Below are 15,684 nucleotides of genomic sequence, written 5' to 3'. Positions count from 1 at the left end.
CTTTCTATTCAGCAAAGTGCCTTCCTATTATACCATTTATTTCTTCTGTAAAATAGCCCCTTGTACTGATTCTATGCTAAAATATAAACAGAATGAAACCTATTTAAAGGAGATTTGAATGAAAAAAATACTAGTTGTTGATGATGAACCTTCTATTGTGACGCTCTTGACGTTCAATTTGGAAAAAGAAGGCTATAAGGTAACCAGTGCCGCAGATGGAGGCGAAGGATTAGAATTAGCATTAGAACAATCATTTGATTTCATCATTTTAGATGTGATGCTTCCAACGATGGATGGCATGGAGATCACTCAGCGGCTGCGTCAAGAAAAAAATGAAACACCGATTTTGATGCTGACGGCTAAAGATGATCAGGTGGATCGAATCATTGGTCTGGAGATAGGTGCTGATGACTATTTGACCAAACCATTTAGTCCACGTGAAGTATTAGCCCGTATGAAAGCCATATTCAGACGGATCGAACCTCGTAAGCAATCAAAAGATGAAGCTGAGCCTGAATATCTATCGATTGGACAAATCACTGCTGATTTGACCAATTATCAAGTCACCGTAGACGATCATCTGATTGAACTCACACCGAAAGAATTTGAATTACTCGTTTATTTCATGAAACGAAAAGACCGTGTGATCGATCGCGACACATTGCTAGACCGCATTTGGAATTTTGACTTCGCAGGACAAAGCCGTATCGTAGATGTACACGTTAGTCATTTGCGAGAAAAAATCGAGCGAGATCCAAAACATCCAAAGTACTTGGTGACTGTTAGAGGATTTGGCTATAAGTTTCAGGAACCAAAACGATGAAATGGAAAAAAATTTATGAGCGTCTCTTCTTTCTTATTCTTTTAATTAGTTTGTTTTTTGGTGGTTGGCAATTGATCTCCCATTATTTCCAACAACAGATCGTCGAACAGCAAGAAAGCTACCTGACAAAAAAAGCACAACTACTGATCCGGCAATTAGATGTCGAAAACCTCCAAGCAGCGCAAAACAAAACTGCTTTGGAAGAATTCGTCCATCAGTCGAACGAACGGATCACTTTAATGGATGCTACTGGAAAAATCTTATTTGACACAAACAATGAAACATTGAATGAACGGCGAAGTTCTCGTCCAGAAATAAAAGCTGTATTGAATGGTGGGAACCTAGGTAGCGCTTTGCGCAAAAGTACTACTTTGAATGAGGATCTTTTATACGTCGCATTACCAGTCAAAAAAGGAGGCCAGTTAGAAGCCATTTTACGTATCGCAGAACCGACAAGCGGATTTTTACCGAGAACGGAGAGCTTTCGCCGTTGGGTCTTTTTCTTCTTTCTGTCTTTCTTCCTTGTTCTTGCAGGAATGATTTATTACCTGATCTACCAAAAAAATCAGCCTTTGAAAACTGTCCTGCCTGTTCTTAGAAAAATGGTACAAAATCCAAACCAAGCAGAAGTAATCATGCAGACACCTGACCAATGGGAGGAATTGTATCAAACAATCAATGAGCTGAGCGAACAAATGAGTAAGATGTATCGAGCGTATACTACAACAGAAGAACAATTGTACACATTATTAAATGAACTGATGATAGGCGTATTCCTGATTGATGATGCTGATTCTCGTTTACTACTGCTTAATCCAAAGATGCAGTTGCATTTAAACGTGACAAGCTATGAACCTGAACAACGATACACAGAAGTCATCCAAGAGCCAAAACTCATTCAGCTGATTCACCAAGTGACTCCTGAGCATCCGCTGATCCATCAGGAGATCACCATCGCTGAAGGACGACAGACATTAGACTTGAGTTTGCGCTACTTTACTAATTCAGAAGGTACCGGACAGATTCTAGGGGTGGCGTATGACTTAACGAAAGTGCGACGTTTAGAAAAGCTACAAAAGGATTTCGTGGGCAACGTCTCCCACGAATTAAAAACTCCTGTGACTTCACTGATTGGTTTTACCGAGACTTTACTGGATGGTGCAAAAGATGACCCACAAACTCTGACTTCTTTTCTTGAGATCATGCAAAAAGATGCGATTCGGTTAGATAAATTGATTCGGGAAATCATCCAGCTGTCAAAAGACGGTGAAAATTCTTACGAGATCCAGACGATTTATACAGAACCTTATTTCCAGCAAATCGTTCAAAATTATCAGCCAATCATCGAAAAGAAACGGTTGACGATTCGATTGATTGGAAAGAACGAACCATTTACTACTAAAACAGATATCCTTTATCCAATCCTCAAAAATCTGATTGAAAATGCTGTCCAATACTCAAAAAACGACAGCGAGATCATTATCCGTTATCAGGCAACAGATGAATTATCGTTTTCTGTCCAAGATTTTGGTATAGGTATCGACATTGAGGATCAGGAACGGATCTTTGAGCGTTTTTACCGCGTAGACAAGGCACGAAGCCGACATTCAGGCGGGACCGGACTAGGGTTAGCGATTGTAAAAGACTACGTGCAACTCCTTCATGGTACAATTACTGTAGACAGTCATCTTGGAACAGGTTCGACTTTCACCGTTACCATTCCGAAAAGCAATTAAATAAGGCCTGCTTGCAGCAATGTTTAGATGTCTAACGATCATCTACTACGCTGAAAAGCAGGCTTTTTATTAGCTAAAAACGCTGAGCCACATGTTATAGATCTTTGTCATGATGTGTAGCTGTCTTTTCTGACATCTTTACAATCAGCTCCTGGTTCATTTTCTGATAAGCATCTATAGCATAATCAGCAAAACTTTGTGTTTTTTGATTCAAATAATCCGTTAATTTTTCGGGATGATTTACTATTAATTCTCTTGCTTGTTGGTCTGTACTTGCTAACTCTTTCGATAGATGGTCTCGAACTTTTTGGCGAGTTGGTAAAGTAATATTTTTCTTAAAATCACTATAGTATGGCTTCGTCAAGATGTTCGTCAACCGATATGTCCAGTAAGCGGAAATATCATCTGGCATATCTGTTCCTTTTTGATAAGCTTCGGGTGTCTCGCTTATATTGCTATAAAATGGTATATAATTGCTTGTATCAGGAATCCCCAACGCTAACCAATGGATACCACTGATTTCTTCTGGTACATTGTTTCTTATCTGTAGAATATGAGATTCCATCGTATTCGGCACAGAGATTGGACGATACTTATCTGGCTTTGTCCCTTCGATGGTATCATATTCAGTACCATTAAAGTGTAATGTCATGATATAAGCTGTTTCTGCAATTGAAATAGGTTTATCTGGTTTGACAAACATCTCAAATGAACGATCTGTTATTTTTTGTTTCTTTGAAGGTGTCAGTTTTCTCTGTGCATCCCATATCCTAGGAAGATTGTATTTTTCATCCTTTGACTTATCTGCAAATATGTCTCTTAAAGAAATATCCCGTTTCGTATTTATCAGTTGATTCTTTTCTAAAAAAGATTCTAAATCTGCTGAACAAAGATAAGAATCTTTGTCCTTCAAATCAAATGAATCAATTGACAACATATTAGGAATAACTGCATAACAGTCATCTGGAACTTTGACAGCTGCCCACTGATGACCACTAAGTATCTCCATATACCAGATTTCATTTTTATCAGAGAAAATCACACCATTTGTCTCCGCAGCTCCTTGCTTAGCAACGATTTTTCCTAATCGTTCTACCCCTGCTCTTGCTGAATCAATATAAGGAAGGGTCACGGTCAACATAGAGTCTTCTGCGATACCATGCGCGGTATATGGATCTTTTTTCAATATCTCTTCCTTTGTCGTAGCTGATTCAGTAGCGCTCATTGCAACGTTCTTGCTATTGATACCATCTTCTTCAAATAATCCTTCTGACGTATCCCATTCTGGGGTCGCTGTGTACTTCAGCTGTTCTTTCGGAAGATCAAGGGTAAATCCATTCCCTTTTGATACAAAATGTGAAGGATTCGTATTTTCTTTTCTGACAACAAAGTATTTTGACCAAGCCGTGTTCAGATCTTCATTTCTAGCAATCATCGTTGAACCATCTACTGAAGCATTTTTTCCTACTAAAATCGTCGTACAAGCATCAATAGAAACTGATAAGAAAATCCCATACAGTACACCTAAAAATAAACTAAATTGAAGCAATCTTCTATTTTTCATTTGAAGCATCCCTCCCACTTTTGTAAAAACGCTTTCAAAATGATTATAGGACACCTGAAGTAAAGATTTAATTGGTTTTCTATAAGTTCTAGATAAAAATTTGCTTTGTTTTTTATACAGAAAGAAGCTTAGAAAATACAATTTTTTAGTTAATGTATTTTTAAGCTTCTTTTATCTTATTAGTCATTTATTTCTTTTGAATACTCGAAGGAACCGAGGCAATTTATTTATTATCTCCGGCTCTTTTTCATTTTTACGTTCAAACAAATATTCTACCAATGTAGTCAAATGCCTAAAAATCGAATCTGCCGAGAAAAATAAAATACTCAACAACAAAAGCGATACAGCTGAGATACCGGTGATTGAAAACAGTTTATGCAAAAAAACGACCGAAAAAAAGATACCGCTAGCACAGAAAAGAATGATCTGACTTCTGAATTTATTCAGCGGTGAACAGATTTTATAGAGAACAAGAAATCCTACTGCAATCAAAAGCATAGTAGATGCTGTAGAAACATCTGTTTTATTTAGATCCAAAGTCACCCCGCAGATCACCAACGCACCGACTACGATCATATCTGTCAGTCCACCTGGCACAGCCTTTTCCATCACATTCATGATGAACTTCCCTCTGATTCGCTTTTTGTTTTCTTCTAGAGCAAGCAAGAAAGATGGAAGTCCAATCGTAAACAAACTAATCAATGTGATCTGTGATGGTTCTAAAGGATAGGTCAAAGCAAAGATGACTGAAAACAGCGAAAGCAAAAAGGAGAAAATATTCTTCACTAAAAACAAGCTGGCTGATCGCTCAATATTGTTCACGACGCGCCGTCCTTCTGCAACAACTTCCGGCATGCGTGAAAAGTCAGAATCAAGCAAGACCACTTGTGAGGCCTGCATGGCGGCTTCATTGCCAGAAGCCATCGCTATACTGCAGTCTGCTTCTTTCATGGCTAGAATGTCATTCACGCCATCACCTGTCATAGCTACTGTATTGTTACGCTTTAGCAATTGAACGAAGATTTTCTTTTGTTCTGGCTTGACGCGTCCAAAAACTGTATATTTTTCGACAGCTGCTTCATATTCTTCTTCTGATAATTTAGACGCATCAACGTACTGATCAGCATGTGAAATCCCTGCTTGGACAGCTACATTAGATACGGTGAGCGGATTATCTCCAGAAATCACTTTGATGGCTACTTGCTGTTTTTTGAAGTAATTGAATGTGGCTTTTGCTTCTTTTCTGATAGGATTAGCGATCAGGATATACCCTAATGGTGTGACTGCCTCCGTTAATACTGGTTCTTCAAGAATCCCATCGTACACACCAAAGACCAACACGCGATAGCCTTTTTCAGCGAAAGAAACAAACTCTTCCGCATATTCCGGCAACTGATCTCGCAAAACCATTTCGGGTGCTCCTAAAACATATACCTTGTCTCCCAACGCTACACTGCTGAATTTTTGGACAGAAGAAAAAGGAATGACTTGGTGATAGGATTGATCAGTGGTTTTTGTAAAGTATTCTTTGACGGCTTCCATTGTTGCATTGTCTCCTGCCATCGCTTTTGCATAGTCAGCAATGCGCTCTTCCAGTTGATCTGATTGGCTGATTATTTTTTGTTTTTTAGAGACAATCACTTTTTGGACAGACATTTTGTTTTCTGTGATCGTTCCTGTTTTATCTACACAAAGGACATTTACTCTTGCCAATGTCTCAATGCTTTTCATATTGTGTAAAAGAACTCTTTGCTTTGCTAGTTTAGTCGCACTTAATGCTAATGCAATCGTCGTTAACAAGTACAGTCCTTCAGGTATCATACCAATCAATGCTGCTTCCATTGCGACGACACTTTCTTTCATCGTGTTTCCATTAAAAAAGTAACTTTGAGAAAAAAGCAGAATACCGATAGGAATAATGATGATCCCAATCCATTTGATCAATTGATTAAGAGAAGCAATCATCTCCGACTGTTCTCCTTCTCCCATTGTCTTGGCTTTGACTGTCAATTGGGAAATATACGAATCTGCTCCGACTTTGTCTAATCGGGCGTAAGCTTTTCCGGAAACAACGAAACTGCCGGACATCAATGGATCACCTATTTCTTTGGTTATCTCATCTGCTTCGCCTGTCAATAAAGCCTCATTAACTTGCAGTTTCCCTTCCACGACCTCTGCATCTGCTGGAATTTGATGTCCAGTCTCTAAAATAACAATGTCATCTATTACAAGGTCTTCTATATCTATTGTTTGTTCTATCCCGTCTCGTATGACATTGACTTTTGCTGTATTTAAAACATTTAGTTCGTCCAAGATCTTTTTGGATCGAATTTCCTGAAAAATGGCGATTCCTGTATTGGCTATGATAACTGGTAAAAAAGTCAAGTTCTTATAGGATTCTACTAAACAAAGCAAAATAGCTAAGATAAGAAAGATCAAATTGAAATACGTAAAAATATTTTCCAATATAATTTGTTGGTTTGTTTTGAATGTGGGATCGACTGAATCGTTTGCTGCACCTTTTTCTATTCGTTCCTTGACTTGTTCTGCTGTCAATCCTTCTTTGTACGAGGGAAAAAGACGGATAACTTTGTCAGATGATTTTTGTGTTATTTTCTTTTTTTTACTTCGATTTGTCCATTTATTCTTCATGTGGCTACCTCGATTGATTTCGTTTTCTGGATATTTCCAAACTTCTCCTATCCAGTATAGAACAGATATGGAAAGTGTTCCTCACATTAAGCTTGCAAACACCTTTCATTCCTGTCATATAGCAAAAAAAAGCTACGACAGTTCTATGTCGTAGCTCTTTTTTTCGAATAAACGGTGTTCAATCAGCTGACCCTCGGTATTAGCTCAAAAAACGGAAAAATATGAGGAACTATTTTTCACAATTAAAGGAAAAATGTATATGTGGGGAAACATAGTTGATTTTTCCTTAATAGTAACGACTACCGTAGTATGTTTATCTGCTAGTTATTTGATATTTCCTTCGTGATCACGTTCTACTTCCATCATTGTGATCGGTAAATACCCTAATTCTTTGACAGGACCTTCTTGTATTTCTTCTGTCATCATATAGTCTAAGAATTTTTGAACTTCAGGGGAAGGTTTTCCGTTCGTGTACATATGTTCATATGACCAGATTCCCCAGCTGTTATCTGCTACATTCTCCTCTTTTGGTTCTACACCGTCGATACTTAGTGCTTGTGTGGAATCATCGAGATATGAGAAAGCTAAATAGCTGATTGCTCCTGGTGTTTGACTTACCAGCTGCCGAACAGTTCCTGATGAGTCTTGTTCTTGGGACTGTATAGGTGTGGCACCATCTAATCCCCATTTTTCAAATGTCGCGCGGGTACCGCTGCCGTTTGCACGGTTCACAACGTTGATCTTTTGATCTTTCCCGCCAACTTCACTCCAATTAGTGATTTTTCCTGTAAAGATATCAATCAATTCCTGTTTTGTGATATCTTTGACACCTGTATCTTTGTTGACGATTGGTGCCATCCCAACTACTGCTACTTTATGATCCACTAATTTAGAGGCATCGATCCCGTCTCTTTCTTCTGCAAATACATCAGAGTTTCCGATAGTAACTGCTCCAGCTTCGACTTGGCTCAAACCAGTTCCACTTCCTCCTCCTTGTACAGAGATTTGATAATTCGGATTTTCTTGTACAAAACTTTCTTGTGCTGCATCGACCAAAGGCTGTAATGCTGTCGAACCTACCGCAACGATTTTTACCTGTTCATTTGAGTCACTTGAATTATTTTGTGTGGCAGAGCCATCTGTATTTCCTGATCCTGAGCCGCATCCGGCTAAAAGAACTCCAATCATGCCTAGAGTAAACAATACTTTTTTCATTTTATTGCTCCTTTCTTATTTACAACTAAAGTTTATCAGTCGACTGTAAATCCCTCGTATGGTTGCTGTAAAAATATAGTTAAGTTATGTAAAAATCATGTAAACGTTTTTCAGATTCTTTACACGATAATAAAAAAGCATATGAGAAACAGGCGTTTTCCGCCGCTCATATGCTTGTTACCGATGATCCACCATCAACGGTTATTTTTTATAGATACAGATCGTTCACTTTTTATCCGGATCTCTGTCCAGAAGTAAAAGAATGTCGCAAGAATAAATGAGACAATGACTAAATAGAAACACGGTTTAATGGTCAAGAAATACATGGAGGGATATGCTGAATCCTTCAGTCCGCTCTCGCTCAAACCATTAGGACCGATGATCATGCGAGGCAACAAGGAAAACATAGATGTGAATATGAGTAAACAAGAAAAATAAAGCAGCTGCCAATTATAATGATTGATCAGAGATTTTGGCAGTAATAGACCTACACTTATCACTAAGTAAAAAATAGTCAAAGCTGGAAAATTTCTAGAAACCACAAATCCACTTCCTTGGATCAGCCCTAATATCTCGGCACCTTGCACAACAGCATTTACCCATGTAAAAGGTAGCAAAACGATAGGAAAAAACCAAAAAAATAAATAAAGCCGATCGATTACTGCTTTTCTTCTCATCAATGTTCCCCCAAACCAATTTTTCTTTCATCATACTATACAATTTTCTATCTAAAAAAATTAGGGGGAAAAACTTTTTTTTTAGAGATAATGGCATGAGAGTTTATTCATTTAATCTAGAAATAATGAAAAAGTAATTGATTATTATATGATTCAATTTACAATAAAATTAACAAAATAATAACACTTGTTAGGTGGTGACAAAATATGATAAAAACGTGTTGGAAGAATCTTCCATTGCTTTTATCTTTTGTTCCTTATGTGCATTTCGCTTTACTGCTTGATTTCCATTATCATTCCGTAAGCGGATTCATCACGTTGATATTTTTATCTCTTTTTGCTGGGTATTATTTCCAAAAAAGCAGGCGTATTTTATCTTTATTTATCGCCAACATTATATCTACTGTCACTTCCTATTTATTTTGCGTCAATTTTGCTGAATGGCGGTACTTTTATCATCCTTTAAAACCGACCCAACTGATTTTGATTCTAGCTGGCATTTACTTAGTTCCACAAATCCTTGGATCGTTATGGGCGGTAGCCTTATCTTATAAAAAAGCACGGCATCCCTAAAAAAATAAACCCTATATGTACAAAGAGAAGCTGTTTTTTTCTTTTTGTACATATAGGGTTTTCTTATAATTCATGTAGAAAAATTTTTTTGATAATAATCTTATCCATCAATTGGGATTGACTGTTTTGCTCCCCTATGATTTCAGCGATGATGGTCCGATTTTGAGGTTTTCTTCTTAGCTGGTAATTGATTTTCCCAGTTTTCATCAATTCGCTGAGCATATCCACGACCCCGCCAAATCCGGTTTTTTTCGTAATAAAACCAAGTGCGACCATTCGTTCATCTAGATTTTTTGCTGTAATCGTCACACCAGTAATAAGCGAGTGCTGTAATGTTTGTGCCAACTCTTCCATCCCTTCAGCATTGGATACGACGGAAGCTGTTTTATTGACAGATTCTTCATGTATTTCTTTTTCCTTTGGTTCTTTCAGTTCCTCTTTCACTGTTTGACGAAGGACATCTAGTTCTTGCAAGAGCGTTTCGTATTGTTCTTGGGTCAACATCACACCAGCTACTTTTTCCCGATTAAATATATATACGCCAGTTCCCGCGTCTCGCGCTTGAGCAAATACATCCATCGGCGATCGTTTCACTTCTGTGATCGAAGATGTGGGAACTTCTAATTTCTTTAATTCCAATGGATTTCCTCCTTTACTAATCGCTTTTTATTATAGCATAGACTGACTTGTTTTGATCTGTTTTCCAAAGGTTTTATCGGTTTTTCCCTAACCAGTAATTGATATCCGTAAGTAGTCTTTCAATACCAAATGAAGGATGGTACAGATACGTTTTTTGATCTTCATTATGGTCTAATGGAAAAAAATGATCCGTAATCACTAGATCTGCATAACGAGGTGGCTTATTTCGAGTGCAAACATGGATCGAAATCCGTTTTCGATGTCTTAGGGTTTTGTTCAGTACCCCGGCAAGTCTTCTTGCTTCCTGATGTTCATAACGAAAAAAAAAGACGATTTTCACTTCAGGAGGATGGACATCTAAATACCCCCGTTCTTGGAGTGTCTTAAGTAAAAGCATTCCCCACTCAACTGCGGGGTGTGCAAGTGCTTGTTGGATTGCTAGACGAAATTGATACAGTTTATCTTTGGAATTGGGAAACTTTTCTAATGTTTCCTGATAATAACGAACTTCTTCTTCCACCAATCGATCATGGATACCAATCACATAACGAAGCCATTCTTGGTAAAGTACTTTTGTCAGCTTTGATTTATTTCCACTTTCAAACTCACTATTCAGCCAAAACAGCGAATCAAGCTTTTCAGTTACGATCGTCAATTTCCGATAGTCTTGTGTCTCTTCTATCCGTTCCCACCGTTTTTCAGTAATCTGATTACAGCTCAAGCGCAAAATCGCTAGATAATTTTTTTCTTTTATTGGCAAAATCTGCTCTTCTCTAAAAAGTAATTCTGGAAACAACTCAAAGAAAAGGGTTCGACTGTCTCCTAAAATCTCGATTTCTGCCGGATCCTTTCGTTGCTTCAATAATTGGATGAATGTCTCTGAAAAGGATTGCTCTCCATCGTCTGCAAAAAAATGGGGGAAATCTTTCAAGAAACAAAATAGCAGGTACCGTATTTTTCTTTCTGAACCAAAGATCTGCGCTTTTTTATAAGAAAACGAAAGGTGATACTCACCAAACCATTTTCTCAACCGCTCTTGTGTCGAACGATCATACTCCTGCTCATAAGGTTCATTCAACAGCAGATTTTTCAGTAGACAAAAAGGTGGTGATTGAATCAGAAAAACAAAAAGGAGGTAGGGTTCGCTATATCCTTGATCATAAACTAACTGAACGGTTTTCTTATGAAGAATCAGCTGGATTGGACAGTCGCTTTCTGCCAAACGTTTTAGATGCCGATCAACTGTTTTGACATCGATTTTCAGTTCTTCAGCTAGATCCGTTTTTCGCCAGATTAGATCTTTCATTAGGTTGATTAGTGAAAATAAATTCTGTGCATTTTTTGATAATAGTTTTTGCCATCTCATTGATCATCTCTCACCTAGTTTCTAAACATATTGTTTGATCAGAAAGGGCTCTTTTCTAAAAAGATAAAAAGTCCCTTTCTATTTACTTAATTACGCAAATTTCTCTCATTATTTTTTATTTCACTTAATTTAATTGTATTCTCATTTTAAAACGAATGTATTTAAAAAAAACATAATAAAATCACTTTGCTTGTAGGATGTATCCCCTTCCATTACAATTAAATTAAATAGTGATTTCATGAGAAGGTGATGTGAAAATGGAAGCTAAAATCGAAGAATCCAAACAAAAAATCGATCAGTTGATACAAGAATTAGAAAAAGCGGTCATCGGTAAACGTTCCACTATCCAATTGATGATCGTTGCCCTGCTAGCAGGTGGTCATGTCTTGTTCGAAGATATTCCCGGTGTAGGTAAAACATTACTAGTCAAAGCACTAGCAAAGGCTGTGCAAGGAACCTTTAGCAGAGTCCAATGCACACCTGATCTTCTTCCTAGTGATATTTTGGGCTTTTCCGTCTATAACTCACAAACAAAAGAGTTTGAATTTCGTCCGGGGCCAATCTTTACAACGATCTTGTTAGCAGATGAAATCAATCGTACGACTCCCCGTACTCAGTCAGCACTTTTAGAAGCAATGGCAGAGAATCATGCAACGATCGACAACAATACATACCCCTAGACAATCATTTTTTTGTCTTAGCTACACAAAATCCAATCGAGTATGAAGGAACATATCCTTTGCCGGAAGCACAGCTCGATCGTTTTTTATTCCGACTACAAATTGGTTATCCTTCTTTTGACGACGAACTTCTGCTACTTTTGGATAAATTCGAAAAAGTGTTGGATAATTTGAAGGTCGTCTTGAACAGTCATGAAATAGAAGAAATAAAAACAAGAGTGGCGAATGTCTTTGTCAGCCCAGAAGTGGCATCTTATGCCTTGCAGTTAGTATCCGCAACAAGAACCCACTCTGCTATCCAGATTGGTATCAGTCCACGAGGAAGCCTTGCCTTTATTCAAGCAGCAAAAGCCTATGCATTAATCCATGGGAGAAATTACGTCACGCCCAAAGATTTGCAGGAGTTAGTTCCTTTCGTTTTTTCTCACCGCTTGATTTTTTACGATCGTTCATTGAAGGAAGACGAAAAGACACAAATGATCCATGCCCTTGTTGCACAAATCCCAATTCCCGTGAGGTAGATAATGGAAAAAGCCAAAGATTATTTCATTAATTTTGTGTTATTTCTGATATATTTCGTCATTGTCTTTTTTGCTCTTGTATTCAACAATTCTTTAGGGTGGTTCTTATTGGCTTTTTTTACTCTTTATGTATCATGGAGTGTGTTTTCATTAAGCACCTTTCTAAAGAAACTTTCTGTTACTTGCACAGTCCAGCCAGTCGTTTATCGTAAAAAAAGTATACAGGTTATTTTTTCTATAGCCAAAAAAGGAGCTTTTTCTTTCCCTCTCCCTCGTTTACAGATCGTCTTTCCAGAGATCTTTGCAGAAAAAAAACAAGAAATATTGATCCTTACAAATAAACCGCAAGAAGTCCAAGTACTTTGGCAACCAAAAGAGAGAGGGTTCCATGAAGCATTAACCGTCATTTTTACAGCCTATGATAGTCTAGGACTTTTTAGAAAAAGGACAAGAAGAGAGCTTTCTTTTCCTGTGACTGTTCTTCCTGCTTTTCATAAAACTCAAGCAGAAACATTGCAAAGAGTTCTGGAAAAAAAACAACAGCTGAACGCGTATCAAAAAGGTCTTGATTTTCGAGAACATCGCTCTTATCGCCCCGGCGATTCTTTTAACCGAATCGATTGGAAATTGTCTGCTCATAGTCAAGAGTGGTTATACCGCGAATACGAGTATCAAGAAGAATATTCTCCGCTTCTTTGCTTTTGGGGTTCACCTAGCTTGAAATTTGACCATCTGCTAGATTTGTATTTTTCTTTATGGCATCTGAGAAAAGAAAAGCAGCCGGAACTTCTGATATTAGGCGACCGTACCTTTCATGGCAAAGATCCTGGATATACCTATTTTGCTTCTTTGAACGCTGGCAATGAGAAAACTTTTTTGGCACACTTGAAAAAACAGGCAAAAAAACAAATCGTCCTCTTTATTCCTGAGCATTCTCCTGAAGTCTCAGAAGCTGTCGAAACATTGTCGAAAGATCGAACGGTCTATCTTGTTTATTTCGCAGAAAAACAAATCATGATACAAGAAAAAGACAAGGTATGTTCACTGTCAGGAGGTGAATGGATTGACGATTAAATGGGAAAAATACCTGCGTGGCGTTTATTCCTTTATGATGCTAAGTGTAGGTGCTCCGATATTTGTAGCAGCTAATCAATTGCAAAATAGCTATCCTCTTATCCTGACTATTGGTATCCTATGTCTTATTGTATGCTGTATTCCTAAAAAATGGGTACGATTGCTACTTTCTTTGCCAGTAATGATTGGCTGTTTGTTTACCTATTTTCCTTCAAAGACAATTTCTTTATTATGGGTCGTACAGTTTTTTTCGTCAGTTACAGAGGAATTCTTCCATCTATCCCAAGGTAAACTTCATTATTTACCAGAAAAGACAGCTTTTTTTCTCATATTGTTGTTGATCTATTTATTTATTACTTTGACCGTGGATTACGACTATTGGTATGCACCCTTTCTTGCATTGATGGGTTACTTCATGATGCTTACCGTTTTTCGGGAAAAAGAACTATTGTACGAAATGATTGCGGTAGTAGCTGTTTTATGCGTATATTTGGCAGCAAGGCAATTTTTCTCCCTCCGATTGTTGTCGGGAAACGCTCGATTCCAGTCGTTAACTACGATCCTGCTTATTTGTTTGTTCACTTTCAGCGCCATCTTGCCTTTATATCTCCCAAAAGTACACCAATCTCTTGAGGAAACGAGTGAACCGATCCGAGAATATCTTAATGATGAAGGGCTTTATGACAGACTCCATGAGTATCAATTAACCGGAAGTGCCAGAACGGGTTTCAGTGAAAATGATGAACAACTTGGTGGTCCATTGTATGATAATGGCGAAGTTGTTTTTACAGCGAACCAGAAAGTAAACGGCTATTGGAAAATAGAAAATAAGAATCATTACACCGGTTCTGGATGGGTAGAAGATCCGGATGCACCCATCCAACCAATCCAAGAATTTCCTGTTGATATCACAAGCTACCAAACAGTTATGGAAGAAAAAGAAAACATTACATTGACGCTAAAAAACCAAGCTTTCTTACCTTATCCTTATGGAAATACTACCTTGACTGATTTTTCATTAGCCAGTGGACAAACACTTTACTATTTGCCTGAAAGCCAACGATTCATCCCTGTCCCGAATGAATCGACGCGATTGGCGTCCTTACAAACAGAAAGATTAGCTTTTACGAGAGAAGAATTAAAAAGCAGTCAGTTAGAGGCCGATGATTTAGAAAAACAACAGACAAATCTTCAGTTGCCGAAAGGGTTGCCTCAACGTATTGAGGACTTAGCGATCGAATTGACCAAAAATGAAGCAACTTTAATTCGTAAAGTTGAAGCTGTCGAACAGTATTTGAAAACAAGCGGGAATTTTCGCTATTCCAAAACGGATACCGGACATACGCCTAAAGAACGCGATTATGTAGATTATTTCCTCTTCGATTCAAAAGTCGGCTACTGTGACAACTTTTCAACTTCTATGGTCGTCCTTCTTCGCACACTAGGCATCCCAGCTCGGTGGACAAAAGGGTTTACGGATGGGATTAGAACAGATGAGCAAGGAAATGAGGAATACAGCATTCTCAATAGTCATGCTCATTCTTGGCCAGAGGTGTACTTTCCTGGGTTTGGCTGGCTTCCATTTGAACCAACCCCTTCATTTGCCAATCCAACTGTTTCACAACCAGCCGCTGAAACAACAGAAACCGTCCAATCTGCTGAAGAACAGCCAAAAGAAAGCGAAAATATAGTAGAAACTATTTCCAGTGAGAAACCTGAGACTATTTCGTCAGATAACACGACACTCACACCGTCTTATAAAATCGTCTTATTCAGCCTTGGGGTGTGTTTATCCGTCTTGTTGTTCTTTCTATTGTTATTTAGAAAATCTCTGCGCTGGACAAGTTATCTTATCTATCTTCATTTTTTTGCTTCTACTAATGCGGTTGCGTATCAAAAACTTCTCCACCATTTGGAAACACTGGTACCGCGCACCCCCGCAGAATCTTTGCAGGCATACAGCCAACGAATAGAACAAACATTCAATCTAGATCAACGTTTCATTCGATTAACTGCTCAATATGAAGCAGAAATATATGGGAGACAAGCAGATCCGGTAAAATTCGATAAAAAAACCTATTTAGAACTAACGCATATAATAAGAAAAACGGTATCCAAAAAGGTTATGACAAAAGGGAGCAGCTTCAAAAAATAAGATAAAATT

General features: G+C 38.0%; 11 protein-coding genes and 1 pseudogene. 6 read left to right on the top strand and 6 right to left on the bottom strand.

What is annotated here, in order from left to right; translation table 11 throughout:
* The first annotated feature begins 118 nt into the window (after positions 1-118).
* Positions 119-823 (top strand): response regulator transcription factor, encoded by a 705-nt coding sequence (locus tag FTX43_RS09095; RefSeq protein WP_002291606.1) that lies wholly within the window; start codon positions 119-121, stop codon positions 821-823.
* A complete protein-coding gene (locus FTX43_RS09090) occupies positions 820-2,559 on the top strand; it encodes an ATP-binding protein (RefSeq protein WP_002308716.1) in 1,740 nt (579 codons plus the stop codon). Before FTX43_RS09095 ends, FTX43_RS09090 begins: the two co-directional genes overlap by 4 nt.
* Before the next feature lie 94 nt (positions 2,560-2,653).
* Here the strand turns inward: FTX43_RS09090 and FTX43_RS09085 are convergent, their stop codons facing one another.
* The 4 genes from FTX43_RS09085 to FTX43_RS09070 form a co-directional block, all read right to left on the bottom strand.
* Positions 2,654-4,123, bottom strand: coding sequence for a C69 family dipeptidase (locus tag FTX43_RS09085; protein ID WP_002334821.1), 1,470 nt, complete (start codon positions 4,121-4,123; stop codon positions 2,654-2,656).
* A 183-nt stretch (positions 4,124-4,306) separates the two neighbouring features.
* On the bottom strand, positions 4,307-6,775 hold the full coding sequence (locus FTX43_RS09080; protein ID WP_002348523.1) for a cation-translocating P-type ATPase: 2,469 nt from the start codon (positions 6,773-6,775) through the stop codon (positions 4,307-4,309).
* Between the two features lie 324 nt (positions 6,776-7,099).
* Positions 7,100-7,990, bottom strand: a complete 891-nt coding sequence (locus FTX43_RS09075) for a phosphate ABC transporter substrate-binding protein PstS family protein (protein WP_147607013.1) — start codon at positions 7,988-7,990, stop codon at positions 7,100-7,102.
* A 194-nt stretch (positions 7,991-8,184) separates the two neighbouring features.
* Entirely contained in the window at positions 8,185-8,667 is a 483-nt protein-coding gene (locus tag FTX43_RS09070; RefSeq protein WP_002308710.1) for a hypothetical protein, read from the bottom strand.
* A gap of 207 nt (positions 8,668-8,874) precedes the next feature.
* Here FTX43_RS09070 and FTX43_RS09065 point away from each other — a divergent pair, with 207 nt between their 5' ends.
* Positions 8,875-9,240: a hypothetical protein gene (locus FTX43_RS09065; RefSeq protein WP_002308708.1), complete on the top strand. Its 366-nt coding sequence runs from the start codon at positions 8,875-8,877 to the stop codon at positions 9,238-9,240.
* A 63-nt stretch (positions 9,241-9,303) separates the two neighbouring features.
* On the opposite strand, the gene FTX43_RS09060 is transcribed toward FTX43_RS09065, so the two are convergent.
* Together FTX43_RS09060 and FTX43_RS09055 are read right to left on the bottom strand one after the other, a co-directional pair.
* Positions 9,304-9,879, bottom strand: a complete 576-nt coding sequence (locus FTX43_RS09060; RefSeq protein WP_002291618.1) for a hypothetical protein — start codon at positions 9,877-9,879, stop codon at positions 9,304-9,306.
* 73 nt (positions 9,880-9,952) lie between these two features.
* The gene (locus FTX43_RS09055) at positions 9,953-11,245 is read right to left on the bottom strand and encodes a hypothetical protein (protein ID WP_002316391.1); all 1,293 of its coding nucleotides are present in this window, start codon (positions 11,243-11,245) and stop codon (positions 9,953-9,955) included.
* Positions 11,246-11,502: 257 nt separating this feature from the next.
* On the opposite strand from FTX43_RS09055, the pseudogene FTX43_RS09050 reads away from it, so the two are divergent.
* The 3 genes and pseudogenes from FTX43_RS09050 to FTX43_RS09035 all read left to right on the top strand — a co-directional run bounded on the left by FTX43_RS09050 (position 11,503) and on the right by FTX43_RS09035 (position 15,675).
* Positions 11,503-12,446 (top strand): annotated as a pseudogene (locus FTX43_RS09050) (AAA family ATPase).
* A 3-nt stretch (positions 12,447-12,449) separates the two neighbouring features.
* A complete protein-coding gene (locus FTX43_RS09040; protein WP_165393968.1) occupies positions 12,450-13,520 on the top strand; it encodes a DUF58 domain-containing protein in 1,071 nt (356 codons plus the stop codon).
* Complete coding sequence (locus FTX43_RS09035; protein ID WP_147607011.1) at positions 13,510-15,675, top strand: transglutaminase domain-containing protein; 2,166 nt, start codon at positions 13,510-13,512, stop codon at positions 15,673-15,675. The genes FTX43_RS09040 and FTX43_RS09035 overlap by 11 nt, the downstream gene beginning before the upstream one ends.
* Positions 15,676-15,684 lie beyond the last annotated feature (9 nt).

It is taken from the genome of Enterococcus sp. DA9, assembly GCF_008000875.1.
In the GTDB taxonomy this organism is placed as follows: Bacteria; Bacillota; Bacilli; order Lactobacillales; family Enterococcaceae; genus Enterococcus_B; species Enterococcus_B lactis.
The sequence above is the reverse complement of the archived record's forward strand: the minus strand, read 5'-3'. Positions and strand labels throughout refer to the sequence as shown.

What these genes read in the sequence shown, in the direction of transcription:
- FTX43_RS09095 (WP_002291606.1), top strand. Translation starts at nt 119, where the DNA reads ATGAAAAAAATACTAGTTGTTGATGATGAACCTTCTATTGTGACGCTC.
- FTX43_RS09090 (WP_002308716.1), top strand. Translation starts at nt 820, where the DNA reads ATGAAATGGAAAAAAATTTATGAGCGTCTCTTCTTTCTTATTCTTTTA.
- FTX43_RS09085 (WP_002334821.1), bottom strand. Translation starts at nt 4,123, where the DNA reads ATGAAAAATAGAAGATTGCTTCAATTTAGTTTATTTTTAGGTGTACTG.
- FTX43_RS09080 (WP_002348523.1), bottom strand. Translation starts at nt 6,775, where the DNA reads ATGAAGAATAAATGGACAAATCGAAGTAAAAAAAAGAAAATAACACAA.
- FTX43_RS09075 (WP_147607013.1), bottom strand. Translation starts at nt 7,990, where the DNA reads ATGAAAAAAGTATTGTTTACTCTAGGCATGATTGGAGTTCTTTTAGCC.
- FTX43_RS09070 (WP_002308710.1), bottom strand. Translation starts at nt 8,667, where the DNA reads ATGAGAAGAAAAGCAGTAATCGATCGGCTTTATTTATTTTTTTGGTTT.
- FTX43_RS09065 (WP_002308708.1), top strand. Translation starts at nt 8,875, where the DNA reads ATGATAAAAACGTGTTGGAAGAATCTTCCATTGCTTTTATCTTTTGTT.
- FTX43_RS09055 (WP_002316391.1), bottom strand. Translation starts at nt 11,245, where the DNA reads ATGAGATGGCAAAAACTATTATCAAAAAATGCACAGAATTTATTTTCA.
- FTX43_RS09040 (WP_165393968.1), top strand. Translation starts at nt 12,450, where the DNA reads ATGGAAAAAGCCAAAGATTATTTCATTAATTTTGTGTTATTTCTGATA.